Origin of the sequence: Isoptericola sp. NPDC057653 (genome assembly GCF_042799955.1) — a bacterium.
Taxonomy (GTDB): domain Bacteria; phylum Actinomycetota; class Actinomycetes; order Actinomycetales; family Cellulomonadaceae; genus Isoptericola.
Genome location: NZ_JBHVHP010000001.1, coordinates 717999 through 733403, shown reverse-complemented (window position 1 = coordinate 733403; position 15405 = coordinate 717999). Strand labels below are relative to the sequence as shown.

At 74.0% G+C, this 15405-nt stretch carries 13 protein-coding genes; 7 read left to right on the top strand and 6 right to left on the bottom strand.

Features of this window, described 5'->3' with window-relative positions; translation table 11 throughout:
- Window positions 1–126: 126 nt before the first annotated feature.
- Genes ACFU9A_RS03300 through ACFU9A_RS03285 form a run of 4 tightly spaced genes read left to right on the top strand, consistent with a single transcriptional unit; the run spans window position 127 to window position 4393 of the window.
- Window positions 127–1602 (top strand): branched-chain amino acid ABC transporter permease, encoded by a 1476-nt coding sequence (locus tag ACFU9A_RS03300; protein WP_430573834.1) that lies wholly within the window; start codon window positions 127–129, stop codon window positions 1600–1602.
- A gap of 13 nt (window positions 1603–1615) precedes the next feature.
- Complete coding sequence (locus ACFU9A_RS03295; protein WP_430573833.1) at window positions 1616–2617, top strand: branched-chain amino acid ABC transporter permease; 1002 nt, start codon at window positions 1616–1618, stop codon at window positions 2615–2617.
- Window position 2618: 1 nt separating this feature from the next.
- Window positions 2619–3617 carry an ABC transporter ATP-binding protein gene (locus ACFU9A_RS03290; protein ID WP_430573832.1) on the top strand — a complete coding sequence of 333 codons (999 nt, stop codon included), beginning with the start codon at window positions 2619–2621 and terminating at the stop codon, window positions 3615–3617.
- A complete protein-coding gene (locus tag ACFU9A_RS03285; RefSeq protein ID WP_430573831.1) occupies window positions 3614–4393 on the top strand; it encodes an ABC transporter ATP-binding protein in 780 nt (259 codons plus the stop codon). The genes ACFU9A_RS03290 and ACFU9A_RS03285 overlap by 4 nt, the downstream gene beginning before the upstream one ends.
- 22 nt (window positions 4394–4415) lie before the next feature.
- Here ACFU9A_RS03285 and ACFU9A_RS03280 read toward each other — a convergent pair whose 3' ends face one another.
- Genes ACFU9A_RS03280 through ACFU9A_RS03270 form a run of 3 tightly spaced genes read right to left on the bottom strand, consistent with a single transcriptional unit; the run spans window position 4416 to window position 6368 of the window.
- Window positions 4416–5078 (bottom strand): response regulator, encoded by a 663-nt coding sequence (locus tag ACFU9A_RS03280; RefSeq protein WP_430573830.1) that lies wholly within the window; start codon window positions 5076–5078, stop codon window positions 4416–4418.
- Complete coding sequence (locus tag ACFU9A_RS03275) at window positions 5075–5341, bottom strand: ATP-binding protein (RefSeq protein WP_430573829.1); 267 nt, start codon at window positions 5339–5341, stop codon at window positions 5075–5077. Before ACFU9A_RS03275 ends, ACFU9A_RS03280 begins: the two co-directional genes overlap by 4 nt.
- Window positions 5289–6368, bottom strand: coding sequence for a histidine kinase (locus tag ACFU9A_RS03270; protein WP_430573828.1), 1080 nt, complete (start codon window positions 6366–6368; stop codon window positions 5289–5291). The genes ACFU9A_RS03275 and ACFU9A_RS03270 overlap by 53 nt, the downstream gene beginning before the upstream one ends.
- Before the next feature lie 114 nt (window positions 6369–6482).
- On the opposite strand from ACFU9A_RS03270, the gene ACFU9A_RS03265 reads away from it, so the two are divergent.
- The gene (locus ACFU9A_RS03265; RefSeq protein ID WP_430573827.1) at window positions 6483–7580 is read left to right on the top strand and encodes a pectin acetylesterase-family hydrolase; all 1098 of its coding nucleotides are present in this window, start codon (window positions 6483–6485) and stop codon (window positions 7578–7580) included.
- A gap of 151 nt (window positions 7581–7731) precedes the next feature.
- On the opposite strand, the gene ACFU9A_RS03260 is transcribed toward ACFU9A_RS03265, so the two are convergent.
- Together ACFU9A_RS03260 and ACFU9A_RS03255 are read right to left on the bottom strand one after the other, a co-directional pair.
- Entirely contained in the window at window positions 7732–9024 is a 1293-nt protein-coding gene (locus tag ACFU9A_RS03260) for an ABC transporter substrate-binding protein (RefSeq protein ID WP_430573826.1), read from the bottom strand.
- A 240-nt stretch (window positions 9025–9264) separates the two neighbouring features.
- Complete coding sequence (locus ACFU9A_RS03255; protein WP_430573825.1) at window positions 9265–10119, bottom strand: aldo/keto reductase; 855 nt, start codon at window positions 10117–10119, stop codon at window positions 9265–9267.
- A gap of 268 nt (window positions 10120–10387) precedes the next feature.
- Here ACFU9A_RS03255 and ACFU9A_RS03250 point away from each other — a divergent pair, with 268 nt between their 5' ends.
- Window positions 10388–10591: a cold-shock protein gene (locus ACFU9A_RS03250; RefSeq protein WP_430573824.1), complete on the top strand. Its 204-nt coding sequence runs from the start codon at window positions 10388–10390 to the stop codon at window positions 10589–10591.
- Between the two features lie 246 nt (window positions 10592–10837).
- A complete protein-coding gene (locus ACFU9A_RS03245) occupies window positions 10838–11566 on the top strand; it encodes a hypothetical protein (RefSeq protein WP_430573823.1) in 729 nt (242 codons plus the stop codon).
- Window positions 11567–11634: 68 nt separating this feature from the next.
- Here the strand turns inward: ACFU9A_RS03245 and ACFU9A_RS03240 are convergent, their stop codons facing one another.
- Window positions 11635–15405, bottom strand: coding sequence for a TM0106 family RecB-like putative nuclease (locus ACFU9A_RS03240; protein WP_430573822.1), 3771 nt, complete (start codon window positions 15403–15405; stop codon window positions 11635–11637).

Here is a 15405-nt window from a genome sequence, read left to right as displayed (position 1 = left end):
ACTCACGGCACGCTCGCGAAACCCCGCGGATACATGGGGCCTTTAGTGTCCCTGCATCGACGGGGCGAGCGGGTGGTACCCCGGGCTCGCCCGGGGAACGACACCGACCTACGGAGGACCCGGCCGATGACGACGGACCGACCGACCAGGGGGATCGTGCTGCGCCGCACCGCGGCTGCACTCGCGATCGCCCTCGCGCCCTTGGCGCTCGCCCTACCACCAGCGCAGGCGAGTCCAGGGACACAGAGCGCGGCACACACCACAGCCGCCGGCACCACCAGCACAGCCACAGACATCGCCACCGACTGCAAGCCCGACGACACGACGGCCTGTATCGCCGTCCGGGTGGTCGACGAGGCGGGCGACCCCGTCGCGGACGCAAAGCTCACCATCACCGGGCCGGGCGGGTTCGACGAGACGATCACCACCACCACGGACCGGATCTCGATCGCCGTCGAGGAGGTCGGCCGGTACACGGTCACCCTCGACCCGTCCTCGCTCCCCGCCGGCCAGGCACCGCCCGCGGAGACGACGACGGAGGTCGTCGCCCAGACCGGCGGCACGGGCCGCGCGGCCTTCCTCCTCGGGGGAGCGGCCGAGAGCGACGCCAGCCCGTCGGCCGACGCCTCCACGAGCGCCCCCGCCGAGGACGGCACCACCACCACCGACGGCGACGGCGTGAGCACCGCGCCGGAGGGCGACGCCTCCGAGGGCGACCTGACCTGGGGCCAGGTGTGGCAGCAGTTCGGCTCCGGCATCCGCTTCGGCCTGCTGCTCGCCCTCGCCTCCATCGGCCTGAACCTCATCTTCGGCACCACCGGGCTGTCGAACTTCGCCCACGGCGAGCAGTTCGCCCTCGGCGCGGCGCTCGGCTTCATCGCCATCAACCAGTGGGGCATGTCGATCTGGCTCGGCGGCGCGCTGACCATCGTGCTGTGCGCCCTCACCGGTCTCGCGCAGGACGCCGCGATCTGGCGGCCGCTACGCCGCCGCGGCACCCCCGTGATGCAGCTGATGATCGTGTCGATCGGTCTGTCGATCACCCTGCAGTACGTCATCCAGCTCCTCATCGGCGGCGGGTCCGAGCGCATCCTGTCGGCCAACCCGCGGCCGCTGACCCTCCTCGGGATCACGCTGAGCACCACGTCGTGGATCTCGATGGCGGTCGCGCTCGTCTGCCTGATCGGCTTCGCGCTGTTCCTCACGCGCACCCGTCTCGGGCGGGCCACCCGCGCCGTGTCGGACAACCCGGCGCTCGCCTCGGCGACCGGCATCGACCCCGACAAGGTGGTCCGCATCGTGTGGATCCTCGCCACCGCGTTCGCGGCGCTGGCGGGCCTCATGTGGGGCATCTCGTTCGGGTCGTTCAACTGGCAGGTCGGCGTGCAGCTCCTGCTGCTGATGTTCGCCGCGGTGACCCTCGGCGGGCTCGGCACCGCGTTCGGCGCCCTCGTCGGGTCGATCCTCATCGGCCTCGTCGTCGAGCTGTCCAACCTCGTGATCCAGAGCGACCTGCGGTACGCGTCGGCGCTCGTGATCCTCATCCTCGTGCTCCTGATCAGGCCGCAGGGCATCCTCGGCCGCCGCGAGCGGATCGGCTGAAGGGAGACCGACCATGGACGAGTTCCTCAGAATCCTCACCCAGTCGCTCGCCGAGCTCATCGCCCCCACGACGGCGGCGTACGCCATCGCGGCGATCGGCCTCAACCTGCACTTCGGGTACACCGGGCTGCTCAACATGGGCCAGGCCGGCTTCATGCTGCTCGGCGCGTACGGCTTCGGCATCGCGACCATCGCCGGCGCACCGTTCTTCCTCGCGCTGGTGGTCGCGCTGGCCGCCGGGCTGCTGTTCGCGCTGATCCTCGGCATCCCGACGCTGCAGCTGCGCGGTGACTACCTGGCCATCGTCACCATCTCCGCGGCGGAGATCATCCGCTGGATCGGGCGGTCGACGTGGCTGCAGGAGTGGACCGGCGGCGCCTCCGGCCTGCAGGGCCGCAACTACAAGGGCACCTTCCAGGACCTGTCGCCCCTGCCCGACGGCCGCACCGCCCTCGGACCCATCGAGTACATCAACACCGGGTCCGACTCCTGGTGGACGCGGATCTTCGCGTGGGGCGTCGTCGCCCTGGCCCTGCTGTTCGTGTGGCTCGTCACCCGCAGCCCGTGGGGCCGCGTCCTCAAGGGCATCCGCGAGGACGAGGACGCCGTGCGGGCGCTCGGCAAGAACGTGTACTCGTACAAGCTGCAGTCGCTGGTGCTGGGCGGCATGCTCGGCGCCCTCGGCGGCGTGATCTACGTGCTGCCGATCACGATCGCGCCCGACGCCATGGGCCGCACGATGACGTTCTTCGTGTGGACCGTGCTGCTGCTCGGTGGTGCCGCCACCGTCTTCGGGCCGGTCCTCGGCGCGATGATCTTCTTCGGCGCCTACATGTTCATGCGCACCGGGATGCGCGCCCTGTCCGAGAACACCGGGGTGGGCGAGATCATCAGCACCACCAACGTGGAGCAGATCGGCGGCATGCTGGTCGGTATCACGCTGATGCTCCTCGTGATCTTCCGGCCGCAGGGCATCCTCGGGAACAAGAAGGAGCTGGCCTTCAATGTCCGCTGACATGTCCGAAGAGACCTCGGCCGGCCAGGGCGCCGGCACCTCCCCCGAGCCCGAGTCCGTCGTCGACGCCGCCGCGGCGGCCGCCGTCGCCCCCACCTCCGCCGTCGCGGCGGAGGCCCGCGACGACCTCGCGCACGTCGAGGCCGTCGTCGGGGCGCCCAAGCCGGACGCCATCCTCGTGGCCGACGACGTCGTGCGCCGGTTCGGCGGTATGACGGCGGTCGACGTCGAGCACCTCGAGGTGCAGCGCGGCGCCATCACCGCGCTGATCGGCCCGAACGGCGCCGGCAAGACGACGTTCTTCAACCTCCTCACCGGCTTCGACACCCCCCAGAGCGGGCGCTGGAGCTTCGAGGGGAACTCGATCGCCGGCAAGAGCGGCGCCCGCGTCGCCAAGGCGGGCATGGTGCGCACGTTCCAGCTCACCAAGGCGCTGTCGCGGCTCACCGTGCTGCAGAACATGCTGCTCGCCGCCCCGAAGAACCCGGGCGAGCGCTTCTGGCTGTCGTGGCTCCCGTTCACCTGGCAGGCTCACGAGAAGGCCGCCTCCGAGAAGGCGATGGAGATCCTCGCCCGTTTCAAGCTCGACGCGAAGGCGGACGACTTCGCCGGGTCGCTCTCGGGCGGGCAGCGCAAGCTGCTCGAGATGGCCCGCGCCCTCATGACCGACCCGACGATGATCATGCTCGACGAGCCGATGGCCGGTGTGAACCCGGCCCTCGTGCAGTCGCTGCTCGGGCACGTGCAGGCGCTGCGCGACGAGGGCATGACCGTGCTGTTCGTCGAGCACGACATGCACGCCGTGCGGCACATCTCCGACTGGGTCGTCGTGATGGCCGAGGGCCGGATCGTGGCCGAGGGCCCGCCGAAGACGGTGATGCAGGACCAGGCCGTCGTCGACGCGTACCTCGGCGCCCACCACGACACCGACCTCGGGGACGACTCCCTGCTCGACCCCGAGATCCTGGCCCGTCTCGAGGCCGAGGAGGAGAAGCGATGACCGACACCCTGACCGAGAACGCGCGCGGCGGCGTCCCCGAGGGCAAGGAGCTGCTGCTGCGGGCCGACAACCTCGTCGCCGGCTACATCCCCGGCGTCCACATCCTCGACGGCTGCTCGATCGAGGTGGGCAAGGGCGAGCTGGTCGGCATCATCGGCCCCAACGGCGCGGGCAAGTCCACGCTCCTCAAGGCGCTCTTCGGGCTGGTGAAGATCCATTCCGGCACGGTGACGCTCGAGGGCGACGACATCACGGGCATGAAGGCGAACGCCCTCGTGGCCCGCGGCGTCGGGTTCGTGCCGCAGACGAACAACGTGTTCCCCTCGCTTTCCGTCGAGGAGAACATGCGCATGGGCGTCTACCTGCGGCCCAAGGTGTTCGACGAGCGGTGGTCGTTCATCCGCGACCTCTTCCCCGTGCTGCACGAGCGCCGCACCCAGCGGGCCGGCGCCATGTCCGGCGGCGAGCGGCAGATGGTCGCCATGGCGCGGGCCCTCATGATGAACCCGTCCGTGCTGCTGCTCGACGAGCCGTCCGCCGGCCTGTCCCCCGTCCGCCAGGACGAGACCTTCCTGCGCACCCGCATGATCAACAAGGCCGGCGTGTCCGTGATCATGGTCGAGCAGAACGCCCGCCGCTGCCTGCAGATCTGCGACCGCGGCTACGTCCTCGACCAGGGCAAGGACGCGTACACCGGCACCGGGCGGGAGCTGCAGTCCGACCCGAAGGTCATCTCCCTCTACCTCGGCTCCCTCGCGGAGGAGGACACCGAGTAGGGACAGCGGGTCCGCGCGGGCCTCACGTGCCCGCGCGGACCAGCCCGCACTCGTAGGAGAAGATCACCGCCTGCACCCGGTCGCGCAGCCCGAGCTTCGCCAGGACGGCGCTGACGTGTCCCTTCACCGTGGCCTCGGTGACGAAGAGGCGGGCGGCGATCTCGGCGTTGGACAGCCCACGGGCCACCAGCCCCAGCACCTCGCGCTCGCGCGCGGTGAGGAGGTCGAGCTCCGCCGCCGTGCGCGGGAGCGGGTCGCCCGACGTGCCGATGTGCCGCTCGATCAACCGCCGCGTGATCGGCGGCGCCACGATCGCGTCGCCCCGGGCCACGGCGCGGATCGCCGACAGCAGGTCGGCGGCGAGCGCGTCCTTGAGCAGGAAGCCTCCTGCCCCGGCCCGCAGCGCCGCGTACACGTACTCGTCGAGGTCGAACGTCGTGAGGACGAGGACGCGCGGGCCGTCCGGCTGCGCGGCGCAGATGCGCCGGGTGCCCTCCAGCCCGTCGACGCCGGGCATCCGGACGTCCATCAGCACGACGTCGGGGCGGGTCTCGGCGGCCAGGTCGGCCGCGGCGGCGCCGTCGTCCGCCTCCCCGACGACCTCCATGTCGTCCGCGTTCTCCAGGATCATCCGCAGGCCGGTCCGGATCAGGGCCTGGTCGTCCGCGACGAGCACCCGGGTCACGGCGCCGCCTCCCGCTCACGGGGCACGGCGGGCGCGAGCGGCAGCCGGGCGTGCACGACATAGCCCCCGCCCGGGCCCGGCCCGGCGGTCACCTCGCCCCGCAGCAGGGCGGCGCGCTCCCGCATGCCCCGCAGCCCGTGCCCGCCGTCGCCGTCGTGCAGGGCGGCCCGGCCCGTCCCGTCGTCGCTCACCTGGAGGGTCAGGGCGCCGTCACCGTACGAGACGAGCACCTGGGCCGCGGCGCCGGGCCCCGCGTGCCGCATCGTGTTCGTCAGCGACTCCTGGAGGATGCGGTACGCCGCGGCGTCCAACGTAGCCGCCAGGGGGTGCGGGACGCCGTCGACGTGCAGGGCGACGGGCGTGCCCGCCCGGCGCACGCGGTCGACGAGGCCGGCCAGCTCCGCGAGGCCGGGTTCCGGACGTGGGGCGTCGCCCGGCCGGTCGTCCGGCCCGTCGCCCGGCGCCAGCGCCTGCCGCATGTCGCATGTCGGCCAGCGACTCGCGACCGGTCGCGACGATGGCGTCCAGGGCGGCCAGGGTGTCGGCAGGACGGCGCTCGAACGCCGCCGCCCCGCCCTGCGCCTGCGTGACGATGACGGCGAGGCCGTGCGCGACGACGTCGTGCATCTCGCGCGTGAGGCGAGCGCGCTCGGCCGCGACGGCGAGGGCTGCCTGCTGGTCGCGCTCGCGCTCCAGGTCGCGCGCCCGTGCCTCGAGCTCACCGAGGTAGGCGCGGCGCGACCGCACGCCCCACCCCAGCGCCCACGACCCCGCCAGCAGAGGACCGAGGACGAGGATCCCGCCCCAGGAGCCCGGCCCGGTCGCGGCGCCCCCCGGCGTCTCGCCGACCGTCTCCCCGCCGGTGCCGAACGGGCCGCCGAGCAGCCGGCCTCCGCCGTCGGCGGCCACGACCAGGGTCCAGGCGGTCACCACGGCCAGCGCCGCGCCCAGCACGACCAGCGACGTCCGCCGCGGCCGGCGCGCCGCGACCGTGTACAGGGTGACGAGCACGGCGAGCTCGGCGGGGGTGGGCCCGGCGCCCAGCGCTATCCGCACCACGGCCCCGACGAGGGCCGCACCGACGGCCGGCACAGGCCACCGGCGCCGCGCGGCCACGGCCGCCACGCCGAGGGCGGTCGCCACCCCTCCCGCGACCGCGCGCCCCGGCGCCACGCCGCCCGCGGAGCCCGCCACGGCGACCGTGCCGGCCAGCAGCAGCGCAGCGAGGCCGGCGTCCTGGAGCCACGGGCTGCGCAGGGCGCCCCGGCGGGCCGGTGCGGGAGTGTTCATGGCGCTCCTCACAGTAGGCCCGGGCCCATCCGCCGGACACCCGTCGCACGTCGGGGGTGCGGACCCGACCTGGGGCGGGTGCGCGGCGGGCCGACCGCCGGCCAGCCTGGACCCATGACTCCCGCCCGCCGCCGTGACGGCCTCCCCCGGCACCGCAGGTCGACGACGACCGCCCTCCTCCTCGTCGCCCTCGCGTCCGCGCTGGGCGCCTGCACACCGACGCCCGGCCTCGAGTGGGACACCGTCGCGGCGCCCGCCGACTGCCGGTGCGCCGACGGCAGCGAGTTCCACTTCTGGGAACGACGCGCCGACACGAAGCGGGTCGTGCTCTTCCTCAACGGGGGCGGCGTCTGCTGGGACGCGGCCACCTGCGCGCTCACCGGCGAGCACGGCGACAGCGGCGTCTACGACTGGAACATCCAGGGCACCGAGCCGGAGAACCGCACGGGGATGTTCGACGTCACCCGCAGGGACAACCCGTTCCGCGACTGGTCCTTCGTCTACGTCAGCTCCTGCACCGGCGACGCGCACCTGGGCGACGCCACCCAGGAGTACGCGCCCGGCCTGACCGTCGAGCACCGCGGCGCGGTCAACGGCCGGGCCGCGCTCGACCACCTCGCCGCGACGTACCCGGACGCCACGGACGTCGTCGTCATCGGGAAGACCGCGGGTTCGGTGGCGGCGCCGGTCTACGGGGGGCTCGTCGCCGACCTCCTGCCCGACGCGAGGGTGACCGTCCTCGGCGCCCAGTCCGGCGCCTGGCCCGACCACCCGGACCTCGACGAGGGCGTGCTCGACGCCCGGTGGGGCGCCTACGACGCCGCGCCCGACTGGGCGGTCGACGGGCTCGCCGCCCGCGACTGGGGACCCCCGGCGTTCTGGGTCCGGGCCGGCCGCCACGACCCCGATCTCGTGCTGGGCCGGTTCGACTACGCCTACGACCCTCACGCGTCCTCCGAGGTGGCCCGCTGGATCCCCGGGGACCCGCCCGACCTCCTCGCCCAGATCGACGCCAACGAGGAGCGGATCGAGGCCGCCGGGGTGCCCGTGCACAGCTACACCGCGCCGGGCGCGGGGCACGGGATCTTCGAGTTCGACGCGTTCTACACGACCGAGGTCGACGGCGTCCGCCTCGTCGACTGGATCGCCGACCTCGTCGGGGACGACCCGCCCGCCGACGTCCGGTGCGCGGACTGCTCCGCCGCCGCGTAGCCCCCGGCCGCATCGAGCGTGCTGAATTGATCCTCGAGCTCCCGGTTTGAGGATCAATTCAGCACGCTCGATGCCAGATCCGGGTGGCACGACGACGGCCCGGCCGCTCACGGGGAGCGGCCGGGCCGTCGTCACGGCTCGATGGAGGTGACTACTCCTCGATCTTGCCCTCGATCTGCTTCTGGTAGGTGTACGTGTTGTCGGCGCCGTACTTGTAGATGCCGATGAAGGCGGACGTCGGGTCGTTCGACTCGTTGAGCGGCCCGATGCCGGACTTGCCGACGTAGTGGATGTCCTCGCCGGCCTCGAGCGCCTTCACGCCGTCGGCGAAGGACGTGACCTCCGTGCCGCCGTCGGCCCCGGACACCGCGCGGATGTTCTTCGAGATCGTCTCGCCGTCCGTGGCCTCGCCCTTCACCGCCGCGAGGGCGGCGAGGACCGTGGCGTCGTACGACTCGGCCGAGTACGAGTAGTCCTCGAGCTTGCCGTTCTCGTTGTCCGCGTACCAGGTGTTGAGCTGCTCGCGGAAGGCGTCGTCGGCCTGCGCGCCGGGCAGCGTGCCCTGGACCCCGTCGAGGGTGCCCTTGTCGAACTTGTCGCCGTAGTTGGAGAGGTTGCCGTCGACGAAGTACGTGTCGCCCTTGAAGTCCCAGCCCTGCGCCACGAGCTCGTTGACGATGGCGACGGTCTCCTCGAACGCGACGATCGAGATGGCGTCGGGCTTCTGCGCGAGCAGCGCGGTCACCTGGGCGCCGAAGTTGGTCTCACCCGGGGCGAACTCGTTGCCGGCACCCTTGCCGCCGTAGACCGCCTCGCAGCCGTCCTTCTTGAGCGTGTCCTCGATGACGTCCCGCAGGCCGGTGCCGTACGCCTCGTTCTGGACGAGGAAGCCGACCTTGCAGTGGCCGTCGTCGAGGATGAGCGAGCCGTGGGCCGCGCCCTGCACCGTGTCCGGCGGGGCCGTGCGGGCGAAGAAGTCGCCGTACCCGGAGAGGTCCTTGGCCGTGTTCGCGGGCGAGATCTCCATGACCCCGGCCTCCTCGAACTGGTCGACCACGCCCAGCGTGACGGCCGAGGACGCCGCGCCGATCGCGACGGACACGCCCTTGCTGATCAGGTCCGTGGCGGTGCTCTTGGCCACCGAGAGGTCGGTGCTGTCGCCCGAGTCGCCCCACTCGACCTTCACGTCGTTGCCGAGGACTCCGCCAGCCTTGTTGATGTCCTCGATGGCGAGGCCGACGCCGGCGATCTCGGGCGGGCCGAGGAAGGCGAGCGTGCCGGTGACCGGAAGGATCGTCCCGATCTTCAGCGGCTCGGCCGAGCCGCCTCCGCCGCCATCGGTGCTGTCGCCGCTACCTCCGTCGGAGGAGCCGCACGCCGTGAGGCCCAGGCTGAGGACTGCCGCGAGGGCGAAGCCCTTGGCGACCGTGGTTCGTCGGATCATGCTGTATCCCCTTTTGGAGGTGGGACATTCGCGGCTCAACACCGCATTCAGTGCCGCTGAACGTAGCGAGACTGTATGTCCCGGACGTGTCGTGCGCGTCACTCCCCGCAGATCGTGACGAACCTGTTATGTGCGTCACACTCGCCCCGGCGAACGGTCCCGGGAACGCCGACGGCGGCCCGCCCGGTGTACCCACCGGACCGGCCGCCGTCGCGCGGAATGCCGCGGCTCGCGGATCCGTCAGTCGCGCATCTGCGTGAACGCGGCGGTCGCCGGGTCGGCACCCGTGCGCCCCGCCACGCCCGCCTCCAGCGCGTCGATCGACGCGACCTGCGCAGGCGACAGCTCGAAGGAGAAGACGTCCAGGTTGGTGGCCTGCCGCTCCGCGGACAGCGACTTGGGGATGACGACGCGACCCTGCTGCACCGCCCAGCGCAGCACGACCTGCGCCGGCGTGACCCCCGGCTCCGTGGCCGCCGCGACGACGGCGGGGGCGTCGAGGTCGGCGCCGCGGCCGAGCGGCGAGTACGCCTCGACGGCGATCCCGAGGTCCCGGCAGTGCTGCTGCAGCGCCGCCTGCTGGAACGTGGGGTGCACCTCGATCTGGTTCACCGCGGGCACCACGTCGGTCTCGGCGACGAGCCGGTCCAGGTGCTCCACCAGGAAGTTCGAGACCCCGATGGCACGCACGGCGCCGTCCGCGAGCAGCTTCTCGAACGCGCGCCACGTCTCGACGTACAGATCGGCGCTCGGCACCGGCCAGTGGACGAGGTAGAGGTCCACCCGGTCGACGCCGAGGGCTCGGCGCGAGTCCTCGAACGCGCGCAGCGCCCGCTCGTACCCCTGGTCGCCGTTGCGGAGCTTGGTGGTGACGAACACGTCCTCGCGCGGCAGCCCGGACGCGCGCAGCGCGGCGCCCACGCCGGCCTCGTTGTAGTAGCCCGCGGCGGTGTCGACGTGGCGGTAGCCGAGCTCGAGCGCCTGCTCGACGTTGGCCTGGGTGCCGTCGTCGGGCACCTGGAAGACGCCGAGGCCGAGTTGGGGGATCTCGACGCCGCCGCGCAGGGACAGAGAGGGGACGGAAGAGGTGGTCATGACTCCTTTCTATCGGCCCTGTCCACCGGCACGCCCACCCTGTGGACCACCTGTGCGGGAACACTGGTGCCCGTGCTCGCGCTCGCGTACCGTTGTGCCCGTTGCAGTGCCTCGCTCGATCCGGACGGTCTCCGTCCGCGCCACGGCGGTCGCGTCGTCAGGACTGACGCTCTCGCCCGGCGGACCTTGGTTTCAAGAGTTGACGACGATTCACCGTGATGCGCGATCTCGACGGTCGAGGTCGTCGACACCTCTTGAAGGAGTAAGCATGGCCACCGGAACCGTGAAGTGGTTCAACAGCGAGAAGGGCTACGGCTTCATCGCCCCCGAGGACGGCTCGGCCGACGTGTTCGTCCACTTCTCCGCGATCCAGTCGCAGGGCTACCGTTCCCTCGACGAGGAGCAGCGCGTCGAGTTCGACGTGACGCAGGGCCCGAAGGGCCCGCAGGCGGAGAACGTCCGCCCGGTCTGATCTCACCGCCCGGCCGGCTGAGGCCGGCCGCGTGAGTCGCACGGCCCGCATCCCGTTCGTCGGGGTGCGGGCCGTCGCCGTTCCCGGGCTCGTTCCCCCGCAGCGGCCCGCGGCGCCCATCCGCGGCACGACGTCGGGCGAATTCCCGCCCCGCGGGAACGGCGCCCTCGCGACGGGCGTTCACCCCGTATGGGACTCCTCGACCGACTTCTCGGCAGAACCCACGACGAGCGCTCGTACCACGGCGTGCCCGGGCGCCCCGACTACGGGGCCTCCCGTGCCGGCGAGTCGCCCGGCAAGCACGGGTACGCCCCGCACCCCGACCAGCAGCCCGCCGGGCGGCCCGGGGGACGCGTGCCCGCGGCGCACCGCGACCCCGACGAGGTGGCCGTGGAGCGGTACCGCTACCTGCTGCGCACCGCGCCGCCGGACGCCGTCGAGCAGGCGCACGCCGAGGCCTTCGCCCGCCTGACGCCGGAACAGCGGCAGCGCGTGCTGCAGGACCTCGGGTCCGGCCTGCCCCCGGCGGAGCGCGCGACCTCCGACGACCCGCAGTCCCTGGCCCGCATGGCCACCCGTGCCGAGATGCGCCGGCCCGGCACCCTGGAGCAGTCGTTCCGCGGCCAGGGCGGGTACGGCGCGCGCGGTCCGAGCTTCGGGTCGATGGTCGGCTCGAGCCTGCTCGGCACCGTCGCGGGCGTCGTCATCGGCTCGGCCGTGGCGAGCGCGCTCTTCGGCCCGACCTTCGGCGACCCGTCGCAGGACTTCGCCGGCGACGCCGGGGCCGAGGGCGGCGACGCCGGTGGCGACTCTGGCGACGCGGGCGGTGACGCCGGTGGTGACGCGGGTGGTGACGCCGGGTACACGGAGGCCGCGGGCGCCGACACCGGCGGCGACACCGGGGGCGGATTCGGCGACTTCGGGGGCGACTTCGGCGGGGGCGACTTCGGCGGCGGAGACTTCGGCGGGTTCTGACCCCCCGACGGCAAGGGCCCGCCGGGACCGTTCGGTCCCGGCGGCCCTGTCGTCTGCCCGCCCGGCCGTCAGCGGGCTGCCGGGGCGGGCGCGGGGACGGCGCGCTCGCACAGCCCGAGGAACGCGCCGAGGCGGCCGAGCCCCTCGGGGGTGTGCGGGAGGTAGTCCGTCAGCTCGGGAGACCGGACGACGATCGCGCACCACTGCGCGCGGGAGACGGCCACGTTGATCCGGTGCCGGGAGAGCAGGAACCCGGTGCCGCGGGGCACGTCGTGCGCCGACGACGCGGCGAGGGTGACGATCGCGACGGGCGCCTCGGTGCCCTGGAAGCGGTCGACGGTACCCACGCGCACCCCGGCGAGCCCGGCGTCGTCGAGCGCGCGCCGCACCGCCCACACCTGGGCGTTGTAGGCGGCGAGCACGACGACGTCGCGCGCCTCGAGCGGCCGCTCGGGCCGGCCCGGGCCGGGCGTCCAGGCCCGGCCGACGACGTCGGCCGCCTGCCGCACCACCTCCTGCGCCTCCTCGGGCGAGACGACCCCGCGCCCGGTGTGCTCGACCTCGACGTGGTGCACCCCCGGGGCGACGCCGTCGAGCCCACGGGCCGCGGCGGTGGGGTGGGCACCGAGCCGGCCCTCGTACGCGAGCTGGGAGACGGCCTCGCTGAGGGCGGGGTGCATCCGCCACGACCGCTCCAGGAAGTAGCCGAGCCCGGCGGGCAGCACGTCACGGCCGTCGGCGAGCCAGCCGAGCGCCGAGCGGTCCACGGGCTCCGGGTGCTGGCCGCGGCTGACCTGCGGCAGCTGCTGCGGGTCGCCCAGCAGCAGGAGCCGCCGGGCCGACCGCGCCACCGCCAGGGTCGCGGCGACGGAGAACTGCCCGGCCTCGTCGACCACCAGCAGGTCCAGGCTCTCGTCGGGCCAGCGCTCCGGGTGGGCGAAGTCCCAGGCCGTGCCCCCGACGACGCACGCGCCCCGCGCCCCGAACGCGGCGAGCGCGTCCCCGGACAGCTCGGCGCACACCGCCGTGGGGGACCCGCCGTCCGTCTGTCGCTTCTTGGCGACCCGGTGGGCGGGCACCCCGGCCTTCTCCACGACCGCGCGCAGCATGTTCTCGACGGCGGCGTGGGACTGCGCCACGACCCCCACGCGCCACCCCTCGGCGACGAGCGCGGCGATCACGTGCGAGCCCACGTGCGTCTTGCCGGTGCCGGGCGGGCCCTGCACGGCCAGGTAGGAGCGGTCGAGGTCGCGCGTCGCGGCGAGCACGGCCGCGGTGAAGTCGCCGCCCGCGACGTCGGGCAGCGGCCCTCCGCCGGCCAGGCGCGGCGGGCGGCGGCGCAGCAGGTCGGAGCCGGGGCCGTCGGGCAGCGCGCGGTCGGCGTCCCAGCCGGCCAGGGCGCGGCGCGCCACGTCCTCGAGCGCCTGCTCCTGCGGGTCGGCGCGCGGGCCGCTGGACGGCGTGAGCGCCATCGGCAGCGCGTCGAAGGTCTCGGCGCCCACGCGCAGCTGCTCGCGCACCACCAGGACGTCGCGCTCGCCCGCGTCCGTCGCGCGGCGCACCGCGTCGAGGATCAGCGCGTTCCCGTGGTAGCCGCGCACGGCGTTCGCCGGGACGGTCACCCCGTCCGGGGCGGGCGCGTCGTAGAGCAGGAACGGCGTGGCCCCGACGCCGAGCTCCGACCCCTCGGAGAGACGGCCGGCCAGCTCCAGCACGCGCGCCGGCGCGCGACGCCCGTCGTCGACCGCCCAGTCCCGGACCACCGTCGCCCGTTCCACGTGAAACGTGTTCCGCCGGCCCTGCCACTCGTCGGTGGGCAGCTCGAGGCGGGAGAAGTGCTCGTGCCAGAACGGCTTGCTCTCGCGGCGCCAGTACCCGAGCGACGCCCCGACCATGGCGAGCGCCTCGGCCTCGTCGTCCCGCGCGCCGCGGTCCTCCCCGACCCGCTCGCGGACCTCGGCCTCGAGGGCGAGGCGCCGCTCCCGCGCCTCGCGGGACGCGGCCTGGCGCGCCGTCTCCTCCGGGGCGCTCCCCCGGGGCCCCGCGGCGTCGGCGGCGGGCGCGACGGCGGGCGTGGTCGCGTCGTGCGCGACCACCTGGCCGTCCCCGGCCGCCGCGGCCCGCGCGTCGACGACGTCGGCCGCGCCCCGGAGCCACTCGAACAGCCGGAGCGTGGAGACGCAGTCGTAGCGGTTGTAGTCGGCGATGCCGCGCAGCAGCTCGTCCGCCTCGGCGGTGCGCCCGGCGTCGCGCAGTCCGGTGTACTCGGCGTACGCGACGACGGACGCGGCGGCGGTGGTCACGTCGCCCGAGCGCAGCTCGTCCCCCATGTACAGCGGCTCGAGCTTCTTGATCGACTTGGACCGGTCCGAGATCCGCAGCGACGACCGCACGACGGCGTAGAGGTCCACCAGCACGCCGTCGCGCAGCAGCTGGTCCACCTCCTCCTCGTACACGCCGTGGCGGGCCGCGATGCTCAGCAGGTGCACGCGCTCGTACGACGCGTAGTGGTAGACGTGCAGGTCCGGGTAGGTCCGCCGCCGCTCCGTGAGGTAGTCGACGAAGTCGACCAGGGCCCGCCGCTCCTGCGCGAGGTCGTGGGCCCAGAACGCGCGGAACGGCGGGGCCTCCCCCTCGGCGCCGGGGCGCTCCACCAGTCCGAAGAGGTAGTCGATCCCGGTCTGCTGCCCCCACTGCTCGCCCTGCGGGTCCGACCACAGCGGGTCGCCCTCGAAGTCGAAGAAGACGTCGCCCGGGCTGGGCTCCGGCAGCCGCCGGACGGCGGACGTGTCGGGCAGCTGCCAGCGGATCACGGCCGGGGTGCCGTGGTCGTCGTAGGCCACCTCGCCGTCCCACTCCCCGGCGCCGAGCTCCCCCGTGCCCAGCTGGAGCCGCGCCTGGTCGCGAACGCGCTCGAAGCTGCGGGCCGGCATGCCGACCGGCGCCTCCTCGGCCGCGGCCAGCGCGTCGATCGTCGTGATGCCGCCCGCGACCAGCCGCGCGCGCTGGGACTCGTAGACACCGCCGACGAGCAGCACGTCGCGGTGCGCGGCGACCTGCTCGGCGCACGCCTCGCACCGCCCGCACGCGGTGAAGCGCTCGTCGCCCCACGCGAGCGGGCCGTCGTCGGCGCGGTGCGCGGCGACGACGTCGCGCAGCCGGGCACGCCGCTGCTGGAGGACCGGGAGCAGCTCGGCGAGGCGGTGGGTGGTGGTGACGCGGGTGCCGAGCACGAGGTGCACGGCATCGGTCGGGTCGACGTGCGCCGCGGCGAGCTGGTCGGCGTAGGCGGCGAGCTGCAGCAGCGCGGTCACCTTGGCCCGCCGCGCGAGCTTGGTGTCGAGCACGGCGTAGCGCGGCAGCGGCGCCCCCGCGTGCCCGCCCGGGCCGACGTCGGGGTCGCCGAGCGGGTCGCGCAGCAGGAAGTCGGCCCGGCCGTGGAACTCGCCGTCGAAGAACGACGCCTGCGCGACGACGTCGGCCCCCGCCTCGACGGCGGCCAGCGTGGCGCCGTGCGCGGCCTCGAGCGCGTCCCGGGTGAGCCGCGCCGGGGGCTCGACCTCGACGACGCCGCCCGCGACGCCCGGGCGGGCCCGGCCGTAGCGCGCGACGTACTCGTCCAGCACGCGGCGCTCGTGCGCGTCGCCCAGGGCTGCGGTGCGCGCGAGCATCGCGTCGGCCTCGCGCTCGCGCCGCGGCGCGCGGCCGAGCAGCTCGTCGAGGCGGCGCAGCAGCCGGAACTCGCACCCCGCGGCCACGACCAGGTCGCTCGCGGAGTGCACCACCGTCGGTGCCGGCGTGGGTACGCCGGCGGTGGGGGCCGGGTCGAGGAGGAACAT